The organism is Nostoc sp. (assembly GCF_036917615.1).
Taxonomy (GTDB): Bacteria; Cyanobacteriota; Cyanobacteriia; order Cyanobacteriales; family Nostocaceae; genus Nostoc.
This window is the reverse complement of sequence record NZ_JBALCZ010000060.1, coordinates 12,319-31,995: the sequence shown is the minus strand read 5'-3', so window position 1 is coordinate 31,995 and position 19,677 is coordinate 12,319. Positions and strand designations below refer to the sequence as shown.

Genomic DNA, 19,677 nt, shown 5'->3' with positions numbered 1-19,677 from the left:
TTATATGGCATCCCAAATAGACATACATTTACCTAATGGAGTTTTACAACACTTGCAAAATGTGAAAGATTTTGTAAGTGAAAATGTTAACTCTTTAAGTAACTCAGCAGAGCAAGTTGGAGAGTCTTTAAAGGCAACAGCAACTACAACGACTGATAAAGCGATTGATACAGTGACGACAACTTTAGAACAAAGTTGGCAAACTGCTGATAAATTTAAGAGTACAACATCGGGAGTAGTTAAAGATGCGATCGCATCTTCTGCAAGTGATTGGCTGACACAACACCCGATATTTTTTAGGTTAGTTCAAATACTAAGTTGGGCGACTAATCACCCAATTATTAGTATAGTGATTTTGCTGTTTGCGATCGCTCTACTTTGGAGCATCATCAAAGCAATTGTCCGCTTGATTGAAACAGCTAGTTGGTCAATACTCCAAGTACCGATAAAATTAATTCAGACTTTTATTAAAGTTAGCTTTTTATCCTTAGTTAAAGTTGGCAGTTTTGCTATTCAACGAATGACTCCTACTAAAACAATTGATAACCTGCCAGCTTTACTACCTGAAAATTTTCAACTAAATAAACAACAGCGATTGGCAGAAATTTCTAATCGCTTGGAAGCAATTCAAAAGGAACAAAATAAACTTTTACAAGAAGCAGCAGACTTGATTGCTGCTGACACAATTGATATAGAAATCTCAAAAATTAAACCGCTAAAAAGCGTTGAATCACATCTTGGCTGAGTTCGGCTGTGGAACCGGAGGCGACAATACCACCTTTTTGCATGGCATAATAGTAATCCGCCTGACGTACAAAGTGCAAATGTTGCTCTACCAATAAAACTGAAATGCCTGTAGTTTCGACGATGCGACGGACTGCGGCTTCAATTTCTAAGATGATGGAGGGTTGAATACCTTCAGTAGGTTCATCTAAGACGAGTAATTGAGGTTCCCCCATTAAAGCACGGGCGATCGCTAATTGTTGCTGCTGTCCCCCACTTAAATCACCACCCATCCGCGAAAGCATGGTTTTCAACACCGGGAATAAGCTAAAAACTTCTTCTGAAATTTCTGCTTTTTTTACTGGTTTGCGTCTAGCTTCCAACCCCAGCAGCAGATTTTCTTTGACTGTCAAACGGGGGATAATTTCTCGTCCTTGGGGAACATAACCAATTCCTAACTTTGCCCTTTGGTCGGGAGATTTGGAGTTGATTAATTCTCCAGCTAAGTTAATTGTACCGCTGCGGGGTTTGAGTAAACCCATAATTGTTTTGAGTAATGTAGATTTACCGACACCATTGCGTCCAATCAGGCAAACCATTTGCCCAGATGGTACGTTTACAATCTACATTGCGGAGAATATGGCTTTCACCGTAATAAACGTTAAGGTTAGAAATTTGTAGCATAAGAAATTACCTAGATATGAAAATTTCGCCCAGAGGCGTAGAGAGAAAGATAGAGTTTTCGTACTTTTGTATAAGATGGAATCATTCATAGGCGTTGCATAATTAAAGCATGAATTTGAGCGTAGGCTTTAGCCTGTCGTAGACATCGCTATGCAATGTCCAAGGTGTGCATCAACTCATAAGCTGAACCACATCTAATTTTCGAGAGCGAACCATGCCAGTCAAAGGTTACAGTCGAAAGATTATGCAAGTTAAATCTGGAACAGCTTAACCGCAAGAATGGCAAAAAATGTAGTAAAAAAATCACATATATATTAACCCTCCCGGTCAGTGGCTGGCAGTAACCTTCGCAACTCCACAAGAAGATTGGGTCAGTCCGTTGCACAGGGCAAACGCATCTAAATTAGGCTTGACCACAACCAAGCTTAGAATCAACGAAAGAATCAGGATTTATCATTTGATTCATCGTTCCAGGCTCAAAGCGATGTCTACGACGGGCTACGCCTACGCCTAAATCTTTCTGAATAAATAGGGGTTAATGAGATTATTTTTTAATTTATTGAGAATGAAATTATTTTATTGACATGATGTGACTGCCCTGGTTCGTTGCACTGGAATTGTTAAGCTGTTTATCTGTTGCCGTATTTGGAGAGAAAGAGTCAGGAATTGAATTTAATGGTTCTTGTGTCAAGGTTGTAGTTCTTAAAGCCTCAAAATCGTCAACAATTTTGTCAATTCTATAATCAGCTTTGTATTCAAGGAAAGATTTAATTCTTTGAGCTTCAGCAACACTTGCTCGATAAAACCATACCCTCTTTTCAAGAGGGAAAATACCAAATGCACACTGAATAGCAGCCGAGGCAGCTCCCAAACCAGCAGCTAAACGAGCATTATTATTGATACCAGCAAGTGTTACACCAAGACTTAGACCAATAGAAGTAATACTAAATACAATACCTAAACATCTATTAAAATTCACTTGAAATTGATATTCCTTGATAAAAGGTTCTATCTCCTTTTTAATGAATTTAATCTCTGGTGTTTGTACTTGGTCTTGTTGATTAATATCTGGTGATTTCATAGGTTGATATTCTCAAATGTTAGAGCTAGTTTGTAAAGTCATGTGAACCCCTTAAAGGTTATTTTAAAAGTTGTAACTATACTCAAAAACCCTCTCCAAACCTCTACCCCATAGGGTATTATGTTACGCACTCTATAATAGTCACTTTCAAAAAGTTCTGGGATCAGGAAAAACACGTAAAGTCAAAAACTCTGGCATTTGTGCTACATAGTTTATTAATAGTAGTTCAGGAAAATAGCAATCTGGCAAGATTTTTTTTCGTTGAACTACTAAAACATTTCCCCTTTTATTTAGTTGCTCACAAGGATACAGAAATTGAGGTGGCGGGGCGACGGGCGAGATGTCGTTTACCTGACTTAATGGTTCACACAGAAGAATCTTATACTGCCCTTCTTGATGCGCCTCGTGCCACCCTCACCCGTGATATGCCGCCGCCTGCGCTAGTGATTGAAATTGTTTCTCCGGGAACGGCGAACCGCGTTCATGATTATCGCTACAAGCGAACGGAGTATGCCGCTAGGGAAATATTGGAGTATTGGATTGTTGATCCACAGATGCAACAAATTACGATTTGCCAGTGGGTGGAGGGACAGTATGAGGATAAGATATTTACAGGTGCAACTTGCATGGAATAAGTGGTAATTGCTGATTGGGCGCTAACAGTAGAGCAGGTGTTTAACAGCGCAAAGCGACCAGAATTACCAGGCAAATAAAAAGTGTGGTTGAGCTTTTCATTCTTGCTGTTGTCCCAAATATACTTCAATTACACGGGAGTCATTTTGCACTTCCTCAAAATTTCCTTCGCACAGCACCGAACCTTCATGTAATACCGTTACTTTTCGGGCAATTTGACGCACAAATTCCATATCGTGTTCAATTACTAAAATTGAATGACTTTGCGCTAGTGCTAAAAGTAGTTCGCCAATATTGTAGGTTTCTTCATCAGTTAAACCCGCAACTGGTTCATCAACGAGTAATAAGTCAGGTGACTGTGCTACTAACATACCAATTTCTAAACGTTGCTTTTCTCCGTGGGAAAGTAAACCTGCTCTGATGTCTGCTTTAGGAGTTAAACCAATAGTTTCTAATAATCCTTTAATACTATTCTTTTCAGCAGTATTAGAACGCCCAAACAAAGTAGAAAATACATTTTTATTGGGGTTGCTAGTAATTTCTAGATTTTCGCGGGGCGTTAAGTTAAGGTAAATTCTGGGTGTTTGAAACTTGCGCCCAATTCCTAACCGCGCAATTTGATGTTCAGGTAAAGAACGCAGGTTTCTTCCTTTGAAGATAACTCGCCCAACGGTTGGTTGCACTTTCCCCGTAATCACATCTAGAAATGTTGTTTTTCCTGCACCATTGGGGCCAATTACTACCCGCAACTCACCCACATCCATACTAAAGTTTAACTGATTTAGCGCCTTAGAACCGTCAAAACTAACAGTTACGTTTTCAGTTTCCAATATTTTCGCGTTCATGTTGCACTTCGGCGTCTTCTTCCAAGGTGGGATATGTAGAAATTTGTTGGCGACGGTTGAAAAGAGAAATATTCTGACTACGTAACCATCCCACTATACCGTCAGGAAGTACTGTGACAACTATCAAAAATAGTGCGCCTTGGAAAAATAGCCAGATTTCAGCAAATTGTTCACTTAAAAAAGTGCGGGCATAATTGACTAACAAAGTTCCAACAATCGCCCCAATTAAAGTAGCGCGTCCCCCTACAGCCACCCAAATCACCATTTCAATCGAAAAGGCAATATCCATTGCTCTGGGTGAGACAGAACCACTCTGGATGGTGTAAAATGCTCCTGCGATGCCTGCGATCGCACCTGAAACTGCAAACACCAGCACCTTAAAATCTGTAGGGTCGTAGCTAGAAAATCTTACCCGACTTTCATCATCACGAATAGCTATCAACAATCTCCCAAAGCGTCCACTTGTTAACCAGCGACAAATCCCGTAGGTAATTGCGAGAAACACTACAGTCAAGATGTAGAAAACAAATTGCGTTTTCGCATCGCTGACCGTTGTCCCAAACAAAGTTGTAAAATCTATCAGTCCATTCGTACCATTGAAAAGTTGTTGTTGGCCGTTAAAAAAGTTGAAAAATACAATAGTTCCGGCTTGAGTCAAGATAGAAAAATAAACTCCCTTGAGGCGATTACGAAATACTAAATATCCCAACAATCCCGCCAATAACCCTGGAATTAGTACCACAGAAGCTATTGTCCAAGGAAAAGAATAAAAAGGTTTCCAAAACCCTGGAAGTTCGGTGACGCCATAAAGTCCCATGAAATCAGGTAACTCACCAGTGGGAACTTGGAGTTTCAGGTACATTGCGATCGCATATCCACCCAAACCGAAGAAAATACCATGTCCCAAACTTAGTAAACCAGTATAACCCCAAATCAAATCAATACCTAAAGCCACAATCGCCAGCGACAAAAATCGCCCCAACAAATTCAGACGAAACTCCGAAAGTACCACTGGCATAATAATTATCAGCAAGAGTGCGATCGCAACCACTACCCCCACCTCAATTAATAATCCCCCTCCCTTCCTTCTCATTCTCTGCGTCCTCCCTTCGGGTTCACCAGTCGCCTGTGGAGGGAAACCCTCCTGCATGGTTCACTGCGCCTCTGCGGTTTAAACATCAACAGTACGTCCCTTTTGCGGAAAAATCCCTCCAGGCTTCCACTGTAAAAACACAATAATCAGTGCAAATACCATCACCTTAGCCATACTCGTCGTCGCAAAAAAAGTAAACAAATCAGCCAAAGGCTTCACAGGAGTCAACAACACAGCCAAAGTCCCAGAACCAATTAAAAAATTAGCTGTACCAATAGCCAAAGCTGCCACAATAGTACCTGCTAAATTGCCCACACCCCCAACGACAACAACCATAAAAGTATCAATAATATAGTTTTGTCCCGTATTTGGCCCTACAGAACCGAGCAAACTAATCGCACATCCAGCCACACCAGCTAAACCAGAACCCAGTGCAAAAGTAATCGCATCAACTTTTTGAGTTGGGATACCTAAACAAGCGCTCATACTCCGATTTTGCGTCACAGCCCGAATCCTTAAACCCCAGCTAGAACGTTGTAAAAACAAATAAATTCCCGCCACACAAATTATCGTTAAAGCAATAATAAATAACCTGGCAAAGGGTAATTGCACACCAGCCAAAGATATCCCCACTTGTAACCAGGTAGGCGCAGTTACATCCACATTTTGAGCGCCAAACCAAGGTTGAGTCACTCCCATCTGATAAGTTTGACTCAATAAATTGCCCGTTGTTATTGTCACCCCCAGGGATAATAAAAATATCACCGCCACAACCCAGTTACGAACTCTTCCTAAATTTGTGCGGGAATTTAAAATCCATAAACCTCCAAAAAACAACAGAGAAAATATAGCTATGCTAATTATCAATACCCAATTCACACTGCGGACAAACTGCTGAAAAATCAAACTTACTCCCCAAGTTGCTAGTAGAGTTTCTAAAGGGCGTCCATAGAGATAACGAATCACGCCTCTTTCTAGAATTAATCCCACAGCAGCCGTGAACATAAAAGCAATAATCAAAGCCAAAAATATGTAAACTTCAAACCACACCCCGCCCAATTGCTTACAGGCATTTTGGACAACAAATGTTGTGTAAGCGCCAAACATCATCAATTCACCATGCGCCATATTGATGACGCCCATCAATCCAAATATAATCGCCAGTCCCAACGCAGCAATTAATAAGACAGCGCCAATACTAATACCATTAAATACAGCTTCTAAAAAACCTGCTAACACTTTTTTGTCCTACATATCAGCTTCTAGCTAGCCATTATTAGCCTCTTTAGCCTCGTTCCCAGTCTCAGACTGGGAATGCCTATTGAGAGGGCTGCCGCCTCCTATAGAAGTGGCACCGCAATCTGGCGCATTTCCTTCTTAGACCTGGAAACGAGAATTTCACAAATTTAGACTTTCTTGTACTTACCACCCTTAGCAGGGTCAGTCCAATCACAAGCAAATCCCTTAGTTTCTTTGACAAATTGATTCCAAGGAACTGGCTCAACTGCTGTCGGAGTAGCATAGACAATATCAAACAAACCATCTAGCCTTACTTGACCAATTCGCACAATTTTGGATATGTGATGATTAGCATCCATTGTCACTTTACCTTCAGGTGCATCTAGAGTTTGACCATACGCCGCAGCACTTACTTTAGCTATGTCTGTAGCACCAGCTTTTTCTACAGCTTGCTTCCACAAATAAACTGCAATGTATGCTGCTTCCATTGGGTCATTTGTCACCCGATTTTCACCGTACTCTTTCTTAAAAGCTGCGACGAACTTCTTATTAGCAGGTGTGTCTACTGTTTGGAAATAGTTCCAAGCAGCGTAGTGACCTTTGAGATACTCTACACCAATTGCTTTAACTTCTTCTTCGGCAATACTGACAGACATGGAAGGATATCTTTCTGGTGTCAATCCAGCTCCTTTCAATTGTTTGAAGAAAGCAACGTTGCTATCACCATTCAGAGTATTGTAAATTACACCTCCATTAGGCAAAGCTTGCTTAATTTTAGTGATAATCGGTGTAACTTCTGCGTTACCCAGCGGTAAATAATCTTCGCCAACTGTTTTACCACCTAAAGCTTCTAGTTGAGCCTTAATAATTGTGTTAGCTGTACGGGGGAAAACGTAGTCTGAGCCAACTAAGAAAAATTCTTTGCCTTTATTTTTCAACAGCCAATCAACAGATGGTTCGATTTGTTGATTTGGCGCAGCGCCAGTGTAGAAAATATTTTTAGAACACTCTTGACCTTCGTACTGCACAGGATACCAGAGCATATGGTTTTTGCTCTCAAATACTGGTTTCACATTCTTGCGGCTAGCAGAAGTCCAACAACCAAAAACTACACTGACTTTATCTTGATCAATTAGCTTGGTTGCCTTTTCCCTAAAAGTATCCCAGTTAGAAGCACCATCTTCAGTAATTGCTTCAATTTGTTTACCTAAAATACCACCAGCAGCGTTAATTTCTTTGATTGCTAATTTTTCAGCATCGACAACGCTTTTTTCACTAATAGCCATTGTGCCACTCAGAGAGTGCAAGATACCTACTTTGATTGTGTCACCAACAGTAGCAGCCGCTGGGGAAGCAGTAGGAGGTGTTGCTGGACTCCTGTAGCAGTTGGGGAATTATTCGCGCAAGCTTTCAAAAAAAAGCTGCTTCCAAAAGTTAGAGAACCGTAGATTAAAAACTTGCGTCGGTTAAATTGTCTTCTCATATCTTTATGAATTTTCCTTTTGATGAATCAACTAACTTAATAAAAAGCTGACAGTATCAAACTTTAAAGTGTGATAATAGTGCGATATTTTACTAGTAAAAAGTGACTTATTATACAAAATGTTTGTTTTTGTAATAAAAAAATAAATTTGTAATGTTAATCTTTGTTAAGCTTAATATTATGAAATTACTATTAGCTGTGAAGAGATAGCTGGGTAATAATTTCATCTTCCTTGCCAGCAGCAAAGTTAGCAAAGCGCTTCGCTAAGGGTGGTATAATCACCAAAGGATTGCTAAACCCAGAGAATAGATGAACGCTCTCAAATCTGGGAAGAGTACCAATTAAAGGGAGTGTGTTGCTACTAAATGCCACCAAGCAATGATGCCAAGTTCCTGGTAAATTCTCCAAAACTGGCAAAACTTCACCAACACTTTTTCGCAGCCACTTTTCACTCGCCTCTGAGTCTACCTTGGCATGAGGATCTGTGAGAACGCGGCTAATTTGACCGATACGGAAGCTACCATCTTGCATCTGAATCGCACCCGCATCTAAAATTGGCGGTACTGGCTCATTACCGAGTTGATTCCACAATTCATCAACTTGAGTAGATTCAGCTTCTAGTTGAAACCGTTGCACATTAGCTGGCATAACTAAGGTGCGTAACTGTACATCCACAGGTGGGGTTTCAATTATTTCTGCGTGGGTAAAATACAGCTTGATGGGAATACCAGCAGATTTTAGAAGCTGGCGGCTCAGTCCACCCGCACAAATGACAACCTTAGCACTGTGGAAAGTTGCAGTAGTTGTTTTTACACCGTTTTGCAATATTTGCAATACTTGGCTAATCTGCATTTCACCCCCAGCCCGCTCAAAAGCTTGGATGTAAGCTTGTGCTGTTTTTTGTGGGTGAATATGACCGTGTTTGACAGTTAAAGCCCCAGATATCGCCTCTCGATTTAGCAGTGGTTCCAACTCACAAGCTTCTTGGACACTCAGTAAACGGGGTGGAATGGCACAATGATTATATGATGCAGCAGTTGCTTCTGGGTCACTGGCGGCTGAAATAGTTAGTAATAAATCTAATTCCCGAAATTGGATATCAGCTTCTAACTCTTGAGATAGGATATGGTAACGCCCGTAGGCGTAGCCAGTCGTAGACATCGCATCTTCGCACAATTGCCGAGTTAATGTTGTAGTACCCGACCAATAGGCAAGCCCACCATAACTATAGCGAGTTGCATTCTCTGGTGTGCTGTATTGCTCCAACAAAAGTACAGCAAAACCTGTTTTTACTAATTCATAGGCGAGTGCAGCACCCGCAATTCCACCACCAACCACAATCCAATCGTAGTTTTTCATATACAAATTACGAATTACTAAAGAGTCTATCGCTTGGTGTAGATCCAGATTCTCTCATTTAAATTGCTATCAAAATTCATTTATAAAATAAAGATGTACTAATCACCGAAAAACAGTAAACCCATCATGCTAAATTACGATCCATTAGCTTGTTTCCCCTCATCTGATGAACTACCAGACTCTGATGATACCCCTGTGGATAATGAGTTACAAGATTTGATTCCCGGTTTACTCAAAGCGCTCCTGGCGATCGCTTGGGCAGAACGCATGGATTGGTTTTTTGGCGTAGATATGGGTATTTATTATGACCCAGATTTTCCAGCAATAGTCCCAGATGGGTTTTTGAGTCTGGGCGTAGAGCGATTTTATGATGAAGACCTCCGCCCCAGTTATGTGCTTTGGGAAGAGAAGAAATTACCGATATTAGTGTTGGAGGTGGTATCTAAAACATACCGTGGTGAGTACTCGACCAAAAAAGCAGAGTATGCAAGATTGGAAATTTTGTATTATGTAGTTTACAACCCATTTCGTCGCCGCAAGCCACGTTTAGAAGTTTACAAATTAGTTAACAATGTTTATGAATTACATGATGGTAATCCAGTTTGGTTGCCAGAAATAGGTTTAGGAATTGGCATCGAACGAGGAACTTATCTAGGTATACCACGGGAATGGATGTATTGGTATAACCAACAAGGACAACGGTTTTTAACACCAGAAGAAGACAAAAAACTTGCTCAACAAGAAGCTCAGCAAGCAGAACAAAAAGCTCAACAAGCAGAACAAAAAGCTCAACAAGCACAGCAAGAAATCCAATTATTACGAGAACGCTTGCAATCGCTCGGCATAGATCCTGATTCTATCATTTAAATTGCTATCAAAATTCATTTATAAAATAAAGATGCACTAATAACTGAAAAACGGTAAATCTATCATGGTAAATTACGATCCATCAGCTCGTTTGCCCTCTTCAAAAGAACTACCTGACTCTGAAGATACTCCAGTAGATAATCAATTAAAAAAATCAATTCCTGGTTTACTCAAAACTACATTAGCTATGGCTTGGGAAGACCGCATGGATTGGTTTATTGGTGTAAATATGGGGATTTATTATGACCCCAATTTACCAGCGATAGTCCCAGATGGATTTCTGAGTCTGGGCGTTAAGCGATTTTATGATGAAAATCTCCGCTCCAGTTATGTGCTTTTGGAAGAAAAAAACTACCAATATTAGTACTTGAGGTGGTATCTCAGATATATCGCGGTGAGTACTCTACCAAAAAAGCAGAGTATGCAAGATTGGGGTTTTTGTATTACGTAGTTTACAACCCATTTCGTTGTCACAAGCCATGTTTATAAGTTTACAAATTAGTTAATAATGCTTATGAATTACATGATAGCGATCGCGTTTGGTTGCCAGAGATAGGTTTAGCGATTGGCATAGAACCGGGAACTTATCTAGGTATTGCGCGCGAGTGGTTGTATTGGTATAACGAGCAAGGTGAACGGTTTTTAACACCAGAAGAACAGGTAAAACAAGCTCAACAAAAAATCCAGCAAGCCAAGCAAGCCCAACAACGTGCCCAATTGCTAGCGCAACGGTAGCTTAGACGCGTAGCGGCTTGTCGTTAGACATCGCTCGGTGTAGATCCTGATTCTCTCACCTAAATTGCTATAAAGACTCATTCACGAGTATAAAAGACTCATTCACGAGTATAAAAGACTCATCCGCGAGTATCAAAGACTCGTCCGCGAGTATCAAAGACTCATTCACGAGTATCAAATACTCGTCCGCGAGTATCAAATACTCATTACAGTAATTTTCATTTATTTATAAAACACTCTCGCGTTCTTCTTTGCGCCTCTGCATGAGACAAAAAATCTTTCCGTGCTGTAATTACGAATTACGAATTACGAATTACCCTATCAAGACTTGCACTCACACTTTCAGCATCCGGTGACTTCAATCGCTGCAAAATCTCTAAAGCTGGTTGCAAATAGGATATCGCTTTAGTGTATTCACCCTGCTGTTCAGCCAAATGTCCTAACCACCACAGAGTCATTGCTTTGCCTTGGACATCACCAATGCGTTCAAATATTTCCAAAGACTGATTGTAGAGTGCGATCGCTTCATCCACTTCCCCTTTGTTGGCGTAGATTATTCCCAACTGGTGCAACATCGCCGCTTTGCCTTGGACATTACCAATGCGTTCATTTATTTCCAAAGACTGATTGTAGAGTGCGATCGCTTTGTCCCATTCTCCAAAATCATGATATGTGTAACCCAGTTCGTGGAGAACGCTGGCTTTGATTCCTGCTAAATTTTCATCTTCTTCAGTCAGCTTCAAAGCTTTTAGCAAAAAATCTTCTGCTTTTTGTACCTCACCAATACTGCTATAAGCTACCCCTAACTCCTTCAAAATATTAATGCGGGTACGTAGATCTGTTGATTGTTCCATTAGCAAGCGTTCAAGTAAATCAATCCGCTCTTGCCTTTCTGGTAAATCTAAACTTTCTAATATTCTCTCAGACTGAATAGTTTTTTCAATAGCCAACTCTTGAGTAGACTGGATTGTTTGAAAATAAAATACTTTTTTTCTCCATGCCCAAAAATCTGGGGCATATTTTGCCAAACGTGTTAGGGCATGATCTGGCAAAAATATCAGTACAGGGTGAGGAACGCTATAACTAAAAGCATCTCGCACAAAGTTCAAGTCTTGTAGTACAGGCGGATATTCCCCAGACAAGCCAAGAACCTATCCCACTGCTTATTCCGGAAAGCGACAGAAGAGGGATAATTATGGGGCATTGGCATTCCCCGTGTCCCCTGTCTCCGTGTCCCCCACTCTCCCACACCTCACCGCAAAATTGGACTACCGTGATGATGAACCAAATACCACTTACCGCCAAGAAACTGAAATATATTTGTAGCTGTTGATTGTGCTTCAAGTCTTCTCCCGCTTACCACTTGGAACACATTTTCTCTCAGCACAACATAGGCAATATTATCACTTAATTCTGTAGCAATTATATCTGTATTTATTTCGATATAAGCTGTGTTTTTAAATATCTGCTCCCAAGAGGTGCGAATTTCCTTCCAACCTCGCAGTATATTACTTCCAGGATGAATACAAAAACTACCAGTTCCTTGTGACCATACTGTACTCATTGTCTCAATATCTTTTCTTTCAAAAGCTCGGTAAAAAGCTGCATTAGCCGCTAAGACTTCATCCTTGGTCATGGGTAATCAAATATTAAAACTTAGAAGTAGGAGTTATAAGTCAGGAGTTATGAGTTACTAAATTATAGCGGTTATCGTTTGGATGCATTACAGTCTGACCTCACTTCCATTCCTCTCTCCTAAAAGAAGAGAGGCTTTGAGGCTTACTCCCCAACGCTACAAGGGAAGGGGCTGTTCTTTTTAGGTCTGTATCCCATGCAATTGAGAACCGCTATATAACTCTCAAATTTGACAAATAAATTAGTAATTCCCAATGCCCAATGCCCAACTCCTAACTCTTTTTGACTGTGCTAATAGTTTCCAATAATTGGCTAGCTGTATAAGGCTTGGATAAAAAGGCTTTGATACCCATGTCATAAGCTGTATTAACTTTATCAGTCGAACTCAGTCCACTGACAGCAATGATTTTGACATCTCGGTTAATTTTTCGCAGGGTGCGGATAGTAGTTATCCCATCCATAGACGGCATGACCATATCAGTTAATACAAGAGATATTTCATCTCAATGTTCTTATCGGAGAACAACAGCCGTTGGCAATTGCTTCGCGCAAAAGTTCCAGTCCATTGTGTGCCCCCAAACGGTCATTGCGATCGCATATTTTGTTGTTCTAATTCTGCTTGTACCCCTCAGCCAAAGGAAGCTTATCTCTTGAGAGGATGTTTTAAAAGTCCTATTGTAACTATCAAAACTTTCTAGATCCTCCTAAATCCCCCTTTTTAAGAGGGACTTTGATTCCAGTTCCCCCCTTATTAAGAGGGGTTGGGGGGATCAAAAGCCTGTGGGGCAACTCTAGATGTCATGAAAATTTTATATTGTGGTCATCGCTCAACATGTAACTAGCTAATAATGTTATGAAAACATGACAATTTGATCCCAGAAGGGCTGATAAATTCGTAAAACAGCCAAAAAACCTAGTTGTTACCACTTGATCCCTACATATGCTTAGTGGTTAATATTGACTTAACAAACAAAACTCCTTCGATCCCAAAGAAATGCTGATTTTGGCATAACAAGGAATTGCAAGGAAGTGACCTGAATTTAAAAACAGACTAAAAAACTTAAAAACTGGGCAAAACCAGGAGTCAGGAATAAGAAATTCATCTGGAGTGGATGACATTTTATATAGCATTCCTTAACCAGGGGAAATCATTTACCGCTTAAACTACTGGAGGCCAAATTAATGGCAAAAGAACGCCCGCCACTAGAGGAGATGACTTTACGCCAACTACGCAAAGTTGCTAGCGAATATAGCATCTCTCGCTATAGCCGAATGCGTAAATCACAACTGCTGACATCAATACAAGAAGTCCAGCGCAGCAGAACTTCGCTCAGTCCATCTCGTTCATTGGAGGCACAGGAAACCGTGGAAGCAGCAAAGTTTGAATTAGGTCAGGAAGATCGTACAGGTGGATCTTTGGCTGATGTTGATGAAGGACTCGCAGATTTGCCCTCTGGCTATGGTGAAAGCCGGATTGTACTCTTACCGCGCGATCCTCAGTGGGCTTACACTTACTGGGATATTCCGAATGAACACAAAGAGGAACTCCGCCGACAAGGGGGACAACAACTTGCACTACGGATTTATGATGTCACCGACATCGATATCGAATACCAAAGCCCCCACAGCATTCAAGAATATCCTGCTGATGAACTAGCTAGAGAATGGTATCTACCAGTTCCAGTTAGCGATCGCGATTATGTGATCGATATCGGCTATCGTGCTGCTGATGGTCGCTGGTTGGTACTAGCTCGTTCTGCTAAAGTACACATTCCTCCTGTTTATCCTTCTGACTGGATAGAGGATGTCTTCATCACTGTCAACTTTGAAGAAGATTTGCGTGGCCAGACTCAGTACGAACTGGTTTCCCCTGCCAAGGAGATCGCAGTTACTGCCAATGGTAATGCTGGTAATGCTGGTAATCCGGTGAATGGCAACCCTATCTACGACGAAATATTTGGTTTAGCGGAATCTGCCGAATCACAACGGGTTGCTGGTTCTATCTTCGGCTCCCAGCAGCAAGTACCAGGTTCAGCACGTCCCGAACAAGCCATCAGTTCCTACATTTTCCCATCTGGTGTGGGTCTGTGGGCAGTTCCCACCGTGTCTGGCTTAACAGCTTCCGGTGTAGGAATGTCAGGTGTTGGCTTCTCGGCTTCCGCTGTACCAGTGCGTTCGCGCCAGTTCTGGTTAATTGCCGATGCTGAGTTGATAGTCTACGGTGCAACCGAACCCGATGCTACCGTAACCATTGGCGATCGTCCAATTAAGCTAAATCCAGATGGGACATTCCGCTTCCAGATGTCCTTCCAGGATGGTTTAATTGACTATCCGATTTTGGCTGTAGCTGCTGATGGTGAGCAAACCCGGTCAATTCAAATGAAATTCAATCGTGAGACACCATCCCGAAATACTAACACCAAAGAAGAAGCTGTTTTAGAATGGTTCCCTTAAGTTTTGGCTCTTAGATTAACTCCAGATTGAAATTTTAAATTATTCCCCGCTATAGTAATTCTGTAGCGGTTTTTTTTCATTATATGTATACGAAAAAATTATTTTTGTTATTTATCTTGATAATTGGTGCAAGCTTATTATCAGGTTGTAAAGAGATTGAAGCAAATTCAGTCCCAAAAGCATCTAAAACTTGCCCGGGAAAAGATGCCAAGTTCAGTATTAATTTTTTTAAAACTAATAATCAAGGTGAAAAAAATCAAAGAGGTATTAACAATGTAATTATTTTTAATCCCAAATCAGCAGAATTAGATTTCAAAGTGAATGTTGGTCTATCTCATAAACTCTACGCGAAAGATGCTAGAGGCAAACTGCGTAGAGTTTATGTACCAAAACAGTTTCATGAACTCATTACCGATGAGAATGCTAAATTAAACGGACAGCTACCCATTGCCGCAATTAATGCTGACTATATAGGTACTGATGATAAACCACAAGGCTTAAATGTTTCTCGTGGCATAGAGTATTCAGGAGCATTTAAAAATAAACGTTCTTCCTTTGGGATATCAGGAGGTACACCTAACCAGCGACAGGCTACTATCCAAGCTGGCAGAAGAAAAAGCGATATTCTCAATTACAATTTAGTGGGCGGTAATGGCAGATTCTATCGTCAAGGTAAGTTTAAAGATATTTGTGAAGATTTGGGAGAATTTGCCTGTAAAAATGCTACTAATCGCTCTCTGGCAGCTATCACGAATCAAGGCTATGTAATATTATTAGTTAATGACTTAAAAGCTAATTCAGAGATTGAATTATCTCAAGTTAATCAAGAGTTACTGCCAGATATGTTTGATAATGTCCTGGAAAGCATTGCCAGCAATAATTGTTTAGGTAAGATTCAAGAAGGGATATTATTTGATGGAGGTATGTCTCCAGGATTATATTATAACCAGAAAACTTATGTAGAAAATCTTGGGCCAATTGGTTCAGTTTTTTTGATTTACAAAAAATAAAATAGTTATGCTAACCACAGTCATTGCACCCCAAAGAGCCAAAGCGACACTTTGTCCTCCTAAGAGCTTGCTCTTAGGGGATTAAGGGGTAGGTTTCTTAGGGTTTAATAAGTAATCAAGCCGACATGATATTACGGGTGATTTGCCGGACATTATATAAAGAGTTTTGTCGCTGGCTAAGACTAGATTTATTTCCATCTGGCTAAATTTTAGAGTACTGACTCTTTAACTTTTTGCGAATTCTCAAGCTTGTTTGGATTCACCCAACGATTGACAAATTCCTTGTTATGTTTGTACACCTTGATTTGCACTTGCTTGGAACTTAACTTGACTACTTCAGCGGTAATTCTTTGGACATCGCTAGAATCCGCACGAGCTTTATAAAGCCAAATGACTTTTTGCCCTACTTGAAAGTAGTTAGGATTACTAGTTAAAGAAGGCGCTCTTTCTGCCCAAGAGGGGAAAGAAATTGCTAAGTTGATCAAAAGTACTAAGACCACTAGAGTGATTTGGAAAAGTTTCATGATCATTGCACTTGTCTTCGGTCTGGTGGGGTAATCAATCTCCTGCTCTAGCATTTAGCTATTGTCCTCTTTTGGGTGTTAACGTTGCTGGTTGATAATTTTGCAGGATTCATGTTGCACCTCTTTTTCACCTAAGTTTGATAGCACTAGAGATTTGGGGAGTTATAAGACTTATGCAAAATATCTCTCCAACTCTGATTTCTACGTGTCCTCTGCACCTCTGCGGTAGCCTGCGGCAAGCCGCTTTGCGTCTACGTTATTCCGAAACTCGTGCGTAAGTCTTAAGTTAATTACTCAGCCTTTGGCTGTATTAATTGCAAGCCAAGTTTGTATTTTTTCAAAGCTCAAACCTCTACTGATTTCAGGATAAAGCGACTTTGAGAATAAAATCAAATAGTCTTTTTTCTTTAAACAATAACTTTAAGTTATGAAAAAAGTTGTAATGCTCTGACTTGAAAGGCAACCTACCCACAGGTGTTTGGCAGCGATCGCTATACCGATTGCACCATCGGGTCAGACGGGAAAAGCTGGTATATTGATTGCTGGTTTGAACCCCTCCAGGCTATTCGACGATAATTATAAAGGATTCATCTATTTACTGTGACCTGGGCGGTCAGGAACAGCCTTGTGAGCAATAACTTTAAGTAAAGTACAATAAAGTTGCTGACGTTTTAAGAAAGTTGCAGCTGAAAATTCCGGAATAAAGTTATTTAAATGATGGCGAGTGACGAGTAAGCTTTTCCTATCTAAAATGAATTTTGGGCAACCCGTACATCTTTTTAATTAATAATTTTTAATTTCGAGAAGCGACTTGACATTATTTATATTTATAGGCTCAGTTATAATATGATTTATTCCAATTAACTGACTTAAAACTAAAATAGCTGCTTTCTGGCAATTATCACCTCCATTTGATGCTGAATAATACTCTAAAACATAAGACCTGACATTGGCTTCAAAAAAATCAACAGCAGTTTTTAGTACACAACCTTCAGTATCAATTCCACAAACAAAGATTGTCTTAATATTTCTTTCTTGGAGAAATCTAAGAGTTTCTACATTGCAAGCAGTATATATATATTTATCAAAAACTTTGTTGGCAAATGCTTCAAGTTCAGTAACAATTTTTTGTTCTATTTCTGAAATAAGTCCATGCCAATTAAGATATTTTACATAAGGACTGTCAAGAGTATTTATAAATCTGGTGAAGATAACGTATTCAAATATATTTTGGTCTAATAAAGACTTAATCCGTTGTATAACATGCTTTGTGTTTTCAGATATAAACCCATGCTGAATATCAATGACAAAAAGGCAGAAGCTCATAGTGTGAATAATTCTAAAACTTGATAAATAGAATGGCTTAATGGCTTTTGCTGCGAAGCCCAAAGTAACTATGCCTAGTTTTTATCAAACATGGCGTGTGCCAACACACATAAGCGACAAGGCTGCAAGTGGAGAATTAGGATTGATGCCAGAGCATAATTGAGCGAAACGATACTTCTGATCAGATTTCCCATAATTGCCAAGCGATACTTCTGCACCAACCGTATGGTTATGGAGATAAACCAACACCCGGAAGCCAAGCGGCTCCAAAATTTTGTCGTAAAGCTCTCTTGTTACTCCATCCCCAGGTCGGTGATGAACCTCTGTTGCTAATGCCCAAGTTTGCTCTGTTGCTGTTGCATGACCTCCTCGTTTCATTAGCCTATATGATGAGTTTAACTTTTAGAGGCAATACTAGTATAAAAATATATTAGTACGTTCAAAATCCATTCTCAGAGGTCGGACTTTTGACTTTATAGTCAACTTTTAGAATTGCTGACATTCCTGGATGAAATCGGGACTCGTAACCTTGAATACTTGACCCATCAAACACGATCTTGATAGGAATTTGATGTAGCGAATTACTCGAAGCTGAATTACTGGTAAGATTATCTTCTGGTATAAAGGCGATACTATCTACCTTGCCTTGAAATTGCCGATTAGCAAAGGCTGAGACTGTAATTTTCACCTTTTGTCCTGGCTGTATCTTTTCTAACTGCTTTTCTGGGAAGTAGGCAATAAGCCAAGGATATGGCTGCATTATTGATAAGAGAGTCTGCCCTGGAACCACGTGTTGTCCTACTTGGACATTTTTATTCCCAACTAGTCCGCCAACCGCAGTTGCAATGTTAGTGTAGCTTAACTCCAGTTCCGCTTTTTTTACCTCTATCTGCTTTTGAGTAAAAGTAGCCAACGCTATCTTATATTGTTGCTCATTTAGCCTCTTTTGCTGATTCAGGACTTGTGCTTGTAAAGTTCTTTTTTTTATCAAAGCTCGTTGTTCTATCTGAGCATTTTTGCGATTGGAGACTGGCTGTAGTTCGGGAGTATCAACCACAATTTTGGAAATTTTTTCCTGTGCCAATACTGCTTGCTGTTTAGCTAATTCTAAAGATGTTTTTGCCTGTGCCAGAGATAATTGGTAGTTGCTTTTATCAAGTTTCACTAATACCATGCCCGGAGATACCATTTGATTATCATTAAATTCAATTTCAGTAACTATTCCTGATACACGAGTAGTCACAGGGTTAACCTCTGCGGTGACATGAGCATTATCAGTTTCTAAATATCTTTGCCTGTATTGCCATTCAGGGTAAGCATAATTGACTAAATAAATTGTAAGTCCACCCAAGAATACTCCCGATCCCGTAAGCAGTAGCAGATTCCGAACCCAAGAAGGTGATAATTTTGACTTGAGAGCATTGTTCGATTCAGTAGAAGTTTTAGTTGCATCCTGTTGCGGCAACACAGGAGTTTTTTGTGATGATAATGTTGTAACTTTTTGGGAATGTTGTAAAAAATTTAAGCGTTTCATCTTGGAGTGTTTTTGGAAAAAATAGTAGATTGCTTAAGCCGAAATGTGTAAAACAGTCCTCAGCAGGAAAACGTCTGTCAAGCAGTTGTTGAGCTAAATCACCAATTTCTGTCCAAGGAGCTTCTACATCAATGTGAAAACGTAACTGATCTGCTTCAATAAGCCTTAAAAGCCGCTTCAGTCCCACTGTCGCTGATTCGCGTTGAAGTTTGTGGAACAGAAACAAAGCGTAGAGGCTAGCACCAGCAGTTGCGTAAAACTGCGAAGCATCGAATTTTACCTCAGACCCACCGGAACTTTTAAATAGAACTGTTCATCTGTTGCTAGTAATTTCAGGGCTGTTGATAAGGTACTACCTCCCACTGATTCCACTATCATTTAAGTTAATTTTCCACTATTCGTGGTCTTTAATAAAGATATCTATCTATATAGATAGATGCTACATAGCAACA

16 protein-coding genes and 4 pseudogenes are annotated in these 19,677 nt (G+C 40.1%); 6 read left to right on the top strand and 14 right to left on the bottom strand.

Annotation, left to right across the window (positions count from 1 at the left end; translation table 11 throughout):
• The first annotated feature begins 4 nt into the window (after positions 1-4).
• Positions 5-745 carry a hypothetical protein gene (locus V7K85_RS20585; protein ID WP_334816037.1) on the top strand — a complete coding sequence of 247 codons (741 nt, stop codon included), beginning with the start codon at positions 5-7 and terminating at the stop codon, positions 743-745.
• On the opposite strand, the pseudogene urtE reads toward V7K85_RS20585, so the two are convergent.
• Together urtE and V7K85_RS20575 are read right to left on the bottom strand one after the other, a co-directional pair.
• Positions 708-1,407 (bottom strand): annotated as a pseudogene (gene urtE / locus V7K85_RS20580) (urea ABC transporter ATP-binding subunit UrtE). The gene V7K85_RS20585 and the pseudogene urtE sit on opposite strands and share 38 nt — an antisense overlap.
• 571 nt (positions 1,408-1,978) lie before the next feature.
• Complete coding sequence (locus tag V7K85_RS20575) at positions 1,979-2,488, bottom strand: hypothetical protein (RefSeq protein ID WP_334816035.1); 510 nt, start codon at positions 2,486-2,488, stop codon at positions 1,979-1,981.
• 200 nt (positions 2,489-2,688) lie between these two features.
• Between V7K85_RS20575 and V7K85_RS20570 the strand changes: the two genes are divergently transcribed.
• The gene (locus V7K85_RS20570) at positions 2,689-3,123 is read left to right on the top strand and encodes a Uma2 family endonuclease (protein WP_334816033.1); all 435 of its coding nucleotides are present in this window, start codon (positions 2,689-2,691) and stop codon (positions 3,121-3,123) included.
• 96 nt (positions 3,124-3,219) lie between these two features.
• Here V7K85_RS20570 and urtD read toward each other — a convergent pair whose 3' ends face one another.
• The 5 genes and pseudogenes from urtD to V7K85_RS20545 all read right to left on the bottom strand — a co-directional run bounded on the left by urtD (position 3,220) and on the right by V7K85_RS20545 (position 9,140).
• Positions 3,220-3,966, bottom strand: a complete 747-nt coding sequence (gene urtD, locus V7K85_RS20565) for an urea ABC transporter ATP-binding protein UrtD (RefSeq protein ID WP_334816031.1) — start codon at positions 3,964-3,966, stop codon at positions 3,220-3,222.
• On the bottom strand, positions 3,941-5,059 hold the full coding sequence (urtC, locus tag V7K85_RS20560) for an urea ABC transporter permease subunit UrtC (RefSeq protein ID WP_334816029.1): 1,119 nt from the start codon (positions 5,057-5,059) through the stop codon (positions 3,941-3,943). The genes urtD and urtC overlap by 26 nt, the downstream gene beginning before the upstream one ends.
• A gap of 78 nt (positions 5,060-5,137) precedes the next feature.
• Positions 5,138-6,298 carry an ABC transporter permease subunit gene (locus V7K85_RS20555; RefSeq protein ID WP_334816027.1) on the bottom strand — a complete coding sequence of 387 codons (1,161 nt, stop codon included), beginning with the start codon at positions 6,296-6,298 and terminating at the stop codon, positions 5,138-5,140.
• 167 nt (positions 6,299-6,465) lie between these two features.
• Positions 6,466-7,781: pseudogene (urtA, locus tag V7K85_RS20550) on the bottom strand (urea ABC transporter substrate-binding protein).
• Between the two features lie 192 nt (positions 7,782-7,973).
• Entirely contained in the window at positions 7,974-9,140 is a 1,167-nt protein-coding gene (locus tag V7K85_RS20545; RefSeq protein WP_334816025.1) for an NAD(P)/FAD-dependent oxidoreductase, read from the bottom strand.
• A gap of 126 nt (positions 9,141-9,266) precedes the next feature.
• Here V7K85_RS20545 and V7K85_RS20540 point away from each other — a divergent pair, with 126 nt between their 5' ends.
• Together V7K85_RS20540 and V7K85_RS20535 are read left to right on the top strand one after the other, a co-directional pair.
• Positions 9,267-10,007, top strand: a complete 741-nt coding sequence (locus V7K85_RS20540; RefSeq protein ID WP_334816023.1) for a Uma2 family endonuclease — start codon at positions 9,267-9,269, stop codon at positions 10,005-10,007.
• 64 nt (positions 10,008-10,071) lie between these two features.
• Positions 10,072-10,742, top strand: a pseudogene (locus V7K85_RS20535) (Uma2 family endonuclease).
• Positions 10,743-11,041: 299 nt separating this feature from the next.
• Here the strand turns inward: V7K85_RS20535 and V7K85_RS20530 are convergent.
• The 3 genes and pseudogenes from V7K85_RS20530 to V7K85_RS20520 form a co-directional block, all read right to left on the bottom strand.
• Positions 11,042-11,884, bottom strand: coding sequence for a tetratricopeptide repeat protein (locus V7K85_RS20530; protein WP_334816021.1), 843 nt, complete (start codon positions 11,882-11,884; stop codon positions 11,042-11,044).
• Positions 11,885-11,994: 110 nt separating this feature from the next.
• Positions 11,995-12,378, bottom strand: coding sequence for a nuclear transport factor 2 family protein (locus V7K85_RS20525; RefSeq protein WP_334816019.1), 384 nt, complete (start codon positions 12,376-12,378; stop codon positions 11,995-11,997).
• 271 nt (positions 12,379-12,649) lie between these two features.
• Positions 12,650-12,880 (bottom strand): annotated as a pseudogene (locus V7K85_RS20520) (response regulator); the annotation flags it as partial.
• Positions 12,881-13,559: 679 nt separating this feature from the next.
• Between V7K85_RS20520 and V7K85_RS20515 the strand changes: the two are divergent.
• Positions 13,560-14,831 carry a DUF4912 domain-containing protein gene (locus V7K85_RS20515; RefSeq protein WP_334816017.1) on the top strand — a complete coding sequence of 424 codons (1,272 nt, stop codon included), beginning with the start codon at positions 13,560-13,562 and terminating at the stop codon, positions 14,829-14,831.
• Between the two features lie 83 nt (positions 14,832-14,914).
• Entirely contained in the window at positions 14,915-15,841 is a 927-nt protein-coding gene (locus V7K85_RS20510; protein ID WP_334816015.1) for a phosphodiester glycosidase family protein, read from the top strand.
• Between the two features lie 209 nt (positions 15,842-16,050).
• On the opposite strand, the gene V7K85_RS20505 is transcribed toward V7K85_RS20510, so the two are convergent.
• The 4 genes from V7K85_RS20505 to V7K85_RS20490 all read right to left on the bottom strand — a co-directional run bounded on the left by V7K85_RS20505 (position 16,051) and on the right by V7K85_RS20490 (position 19,225).
• Entirely contained in the window at positions 16,051-16,419 is a 369-nt protein-coding gene (locus tag V7K85_RS20505; RefSeq protein WP_334816013.1) for a hypothetical protein, read from the bottom strand.
• A 729-nt stretch (positions 16,420-17,148) separates the two neighbouring features.
• Positions 17,149-17,754 carry an isochorismatase family protein gene (locus tag V7K85_RS20500; protein ID WP_334816011.1) on the bottom strand — a complete coding sequence of 202 codons (606 nt, stop codon included), beginning with the start codon at positions 17,752-17,754 and terminating at the stop codon, positions 17,149-17,151.
• A 21-nt stretch (positions 17,755-17,775) separates the two neighbouring features.
• Entirely contained in the window at positions 17,776-18,069 is a 294-nt protein-coding gene (locus V7K85_RS20495; RefSeq protein ID WP_334816009.1) for a hypothetical protein, read from the bottom strand.
• Positions 18,070-18,130: 61 nt separating this feature from the next.
• Complete coding sequence (locus V7K85_RS20490) at positions 18,131-19,225, bottom strand: HlyD family secretion protein (RefSeq protein ID WP_334816007.1); 1,095 nt, start codon at positions 19,223-19,225, stop codon at positions 18,131-18,133.
• Positions 19,226-19,677: the final 452 nt, after the last annotated feature.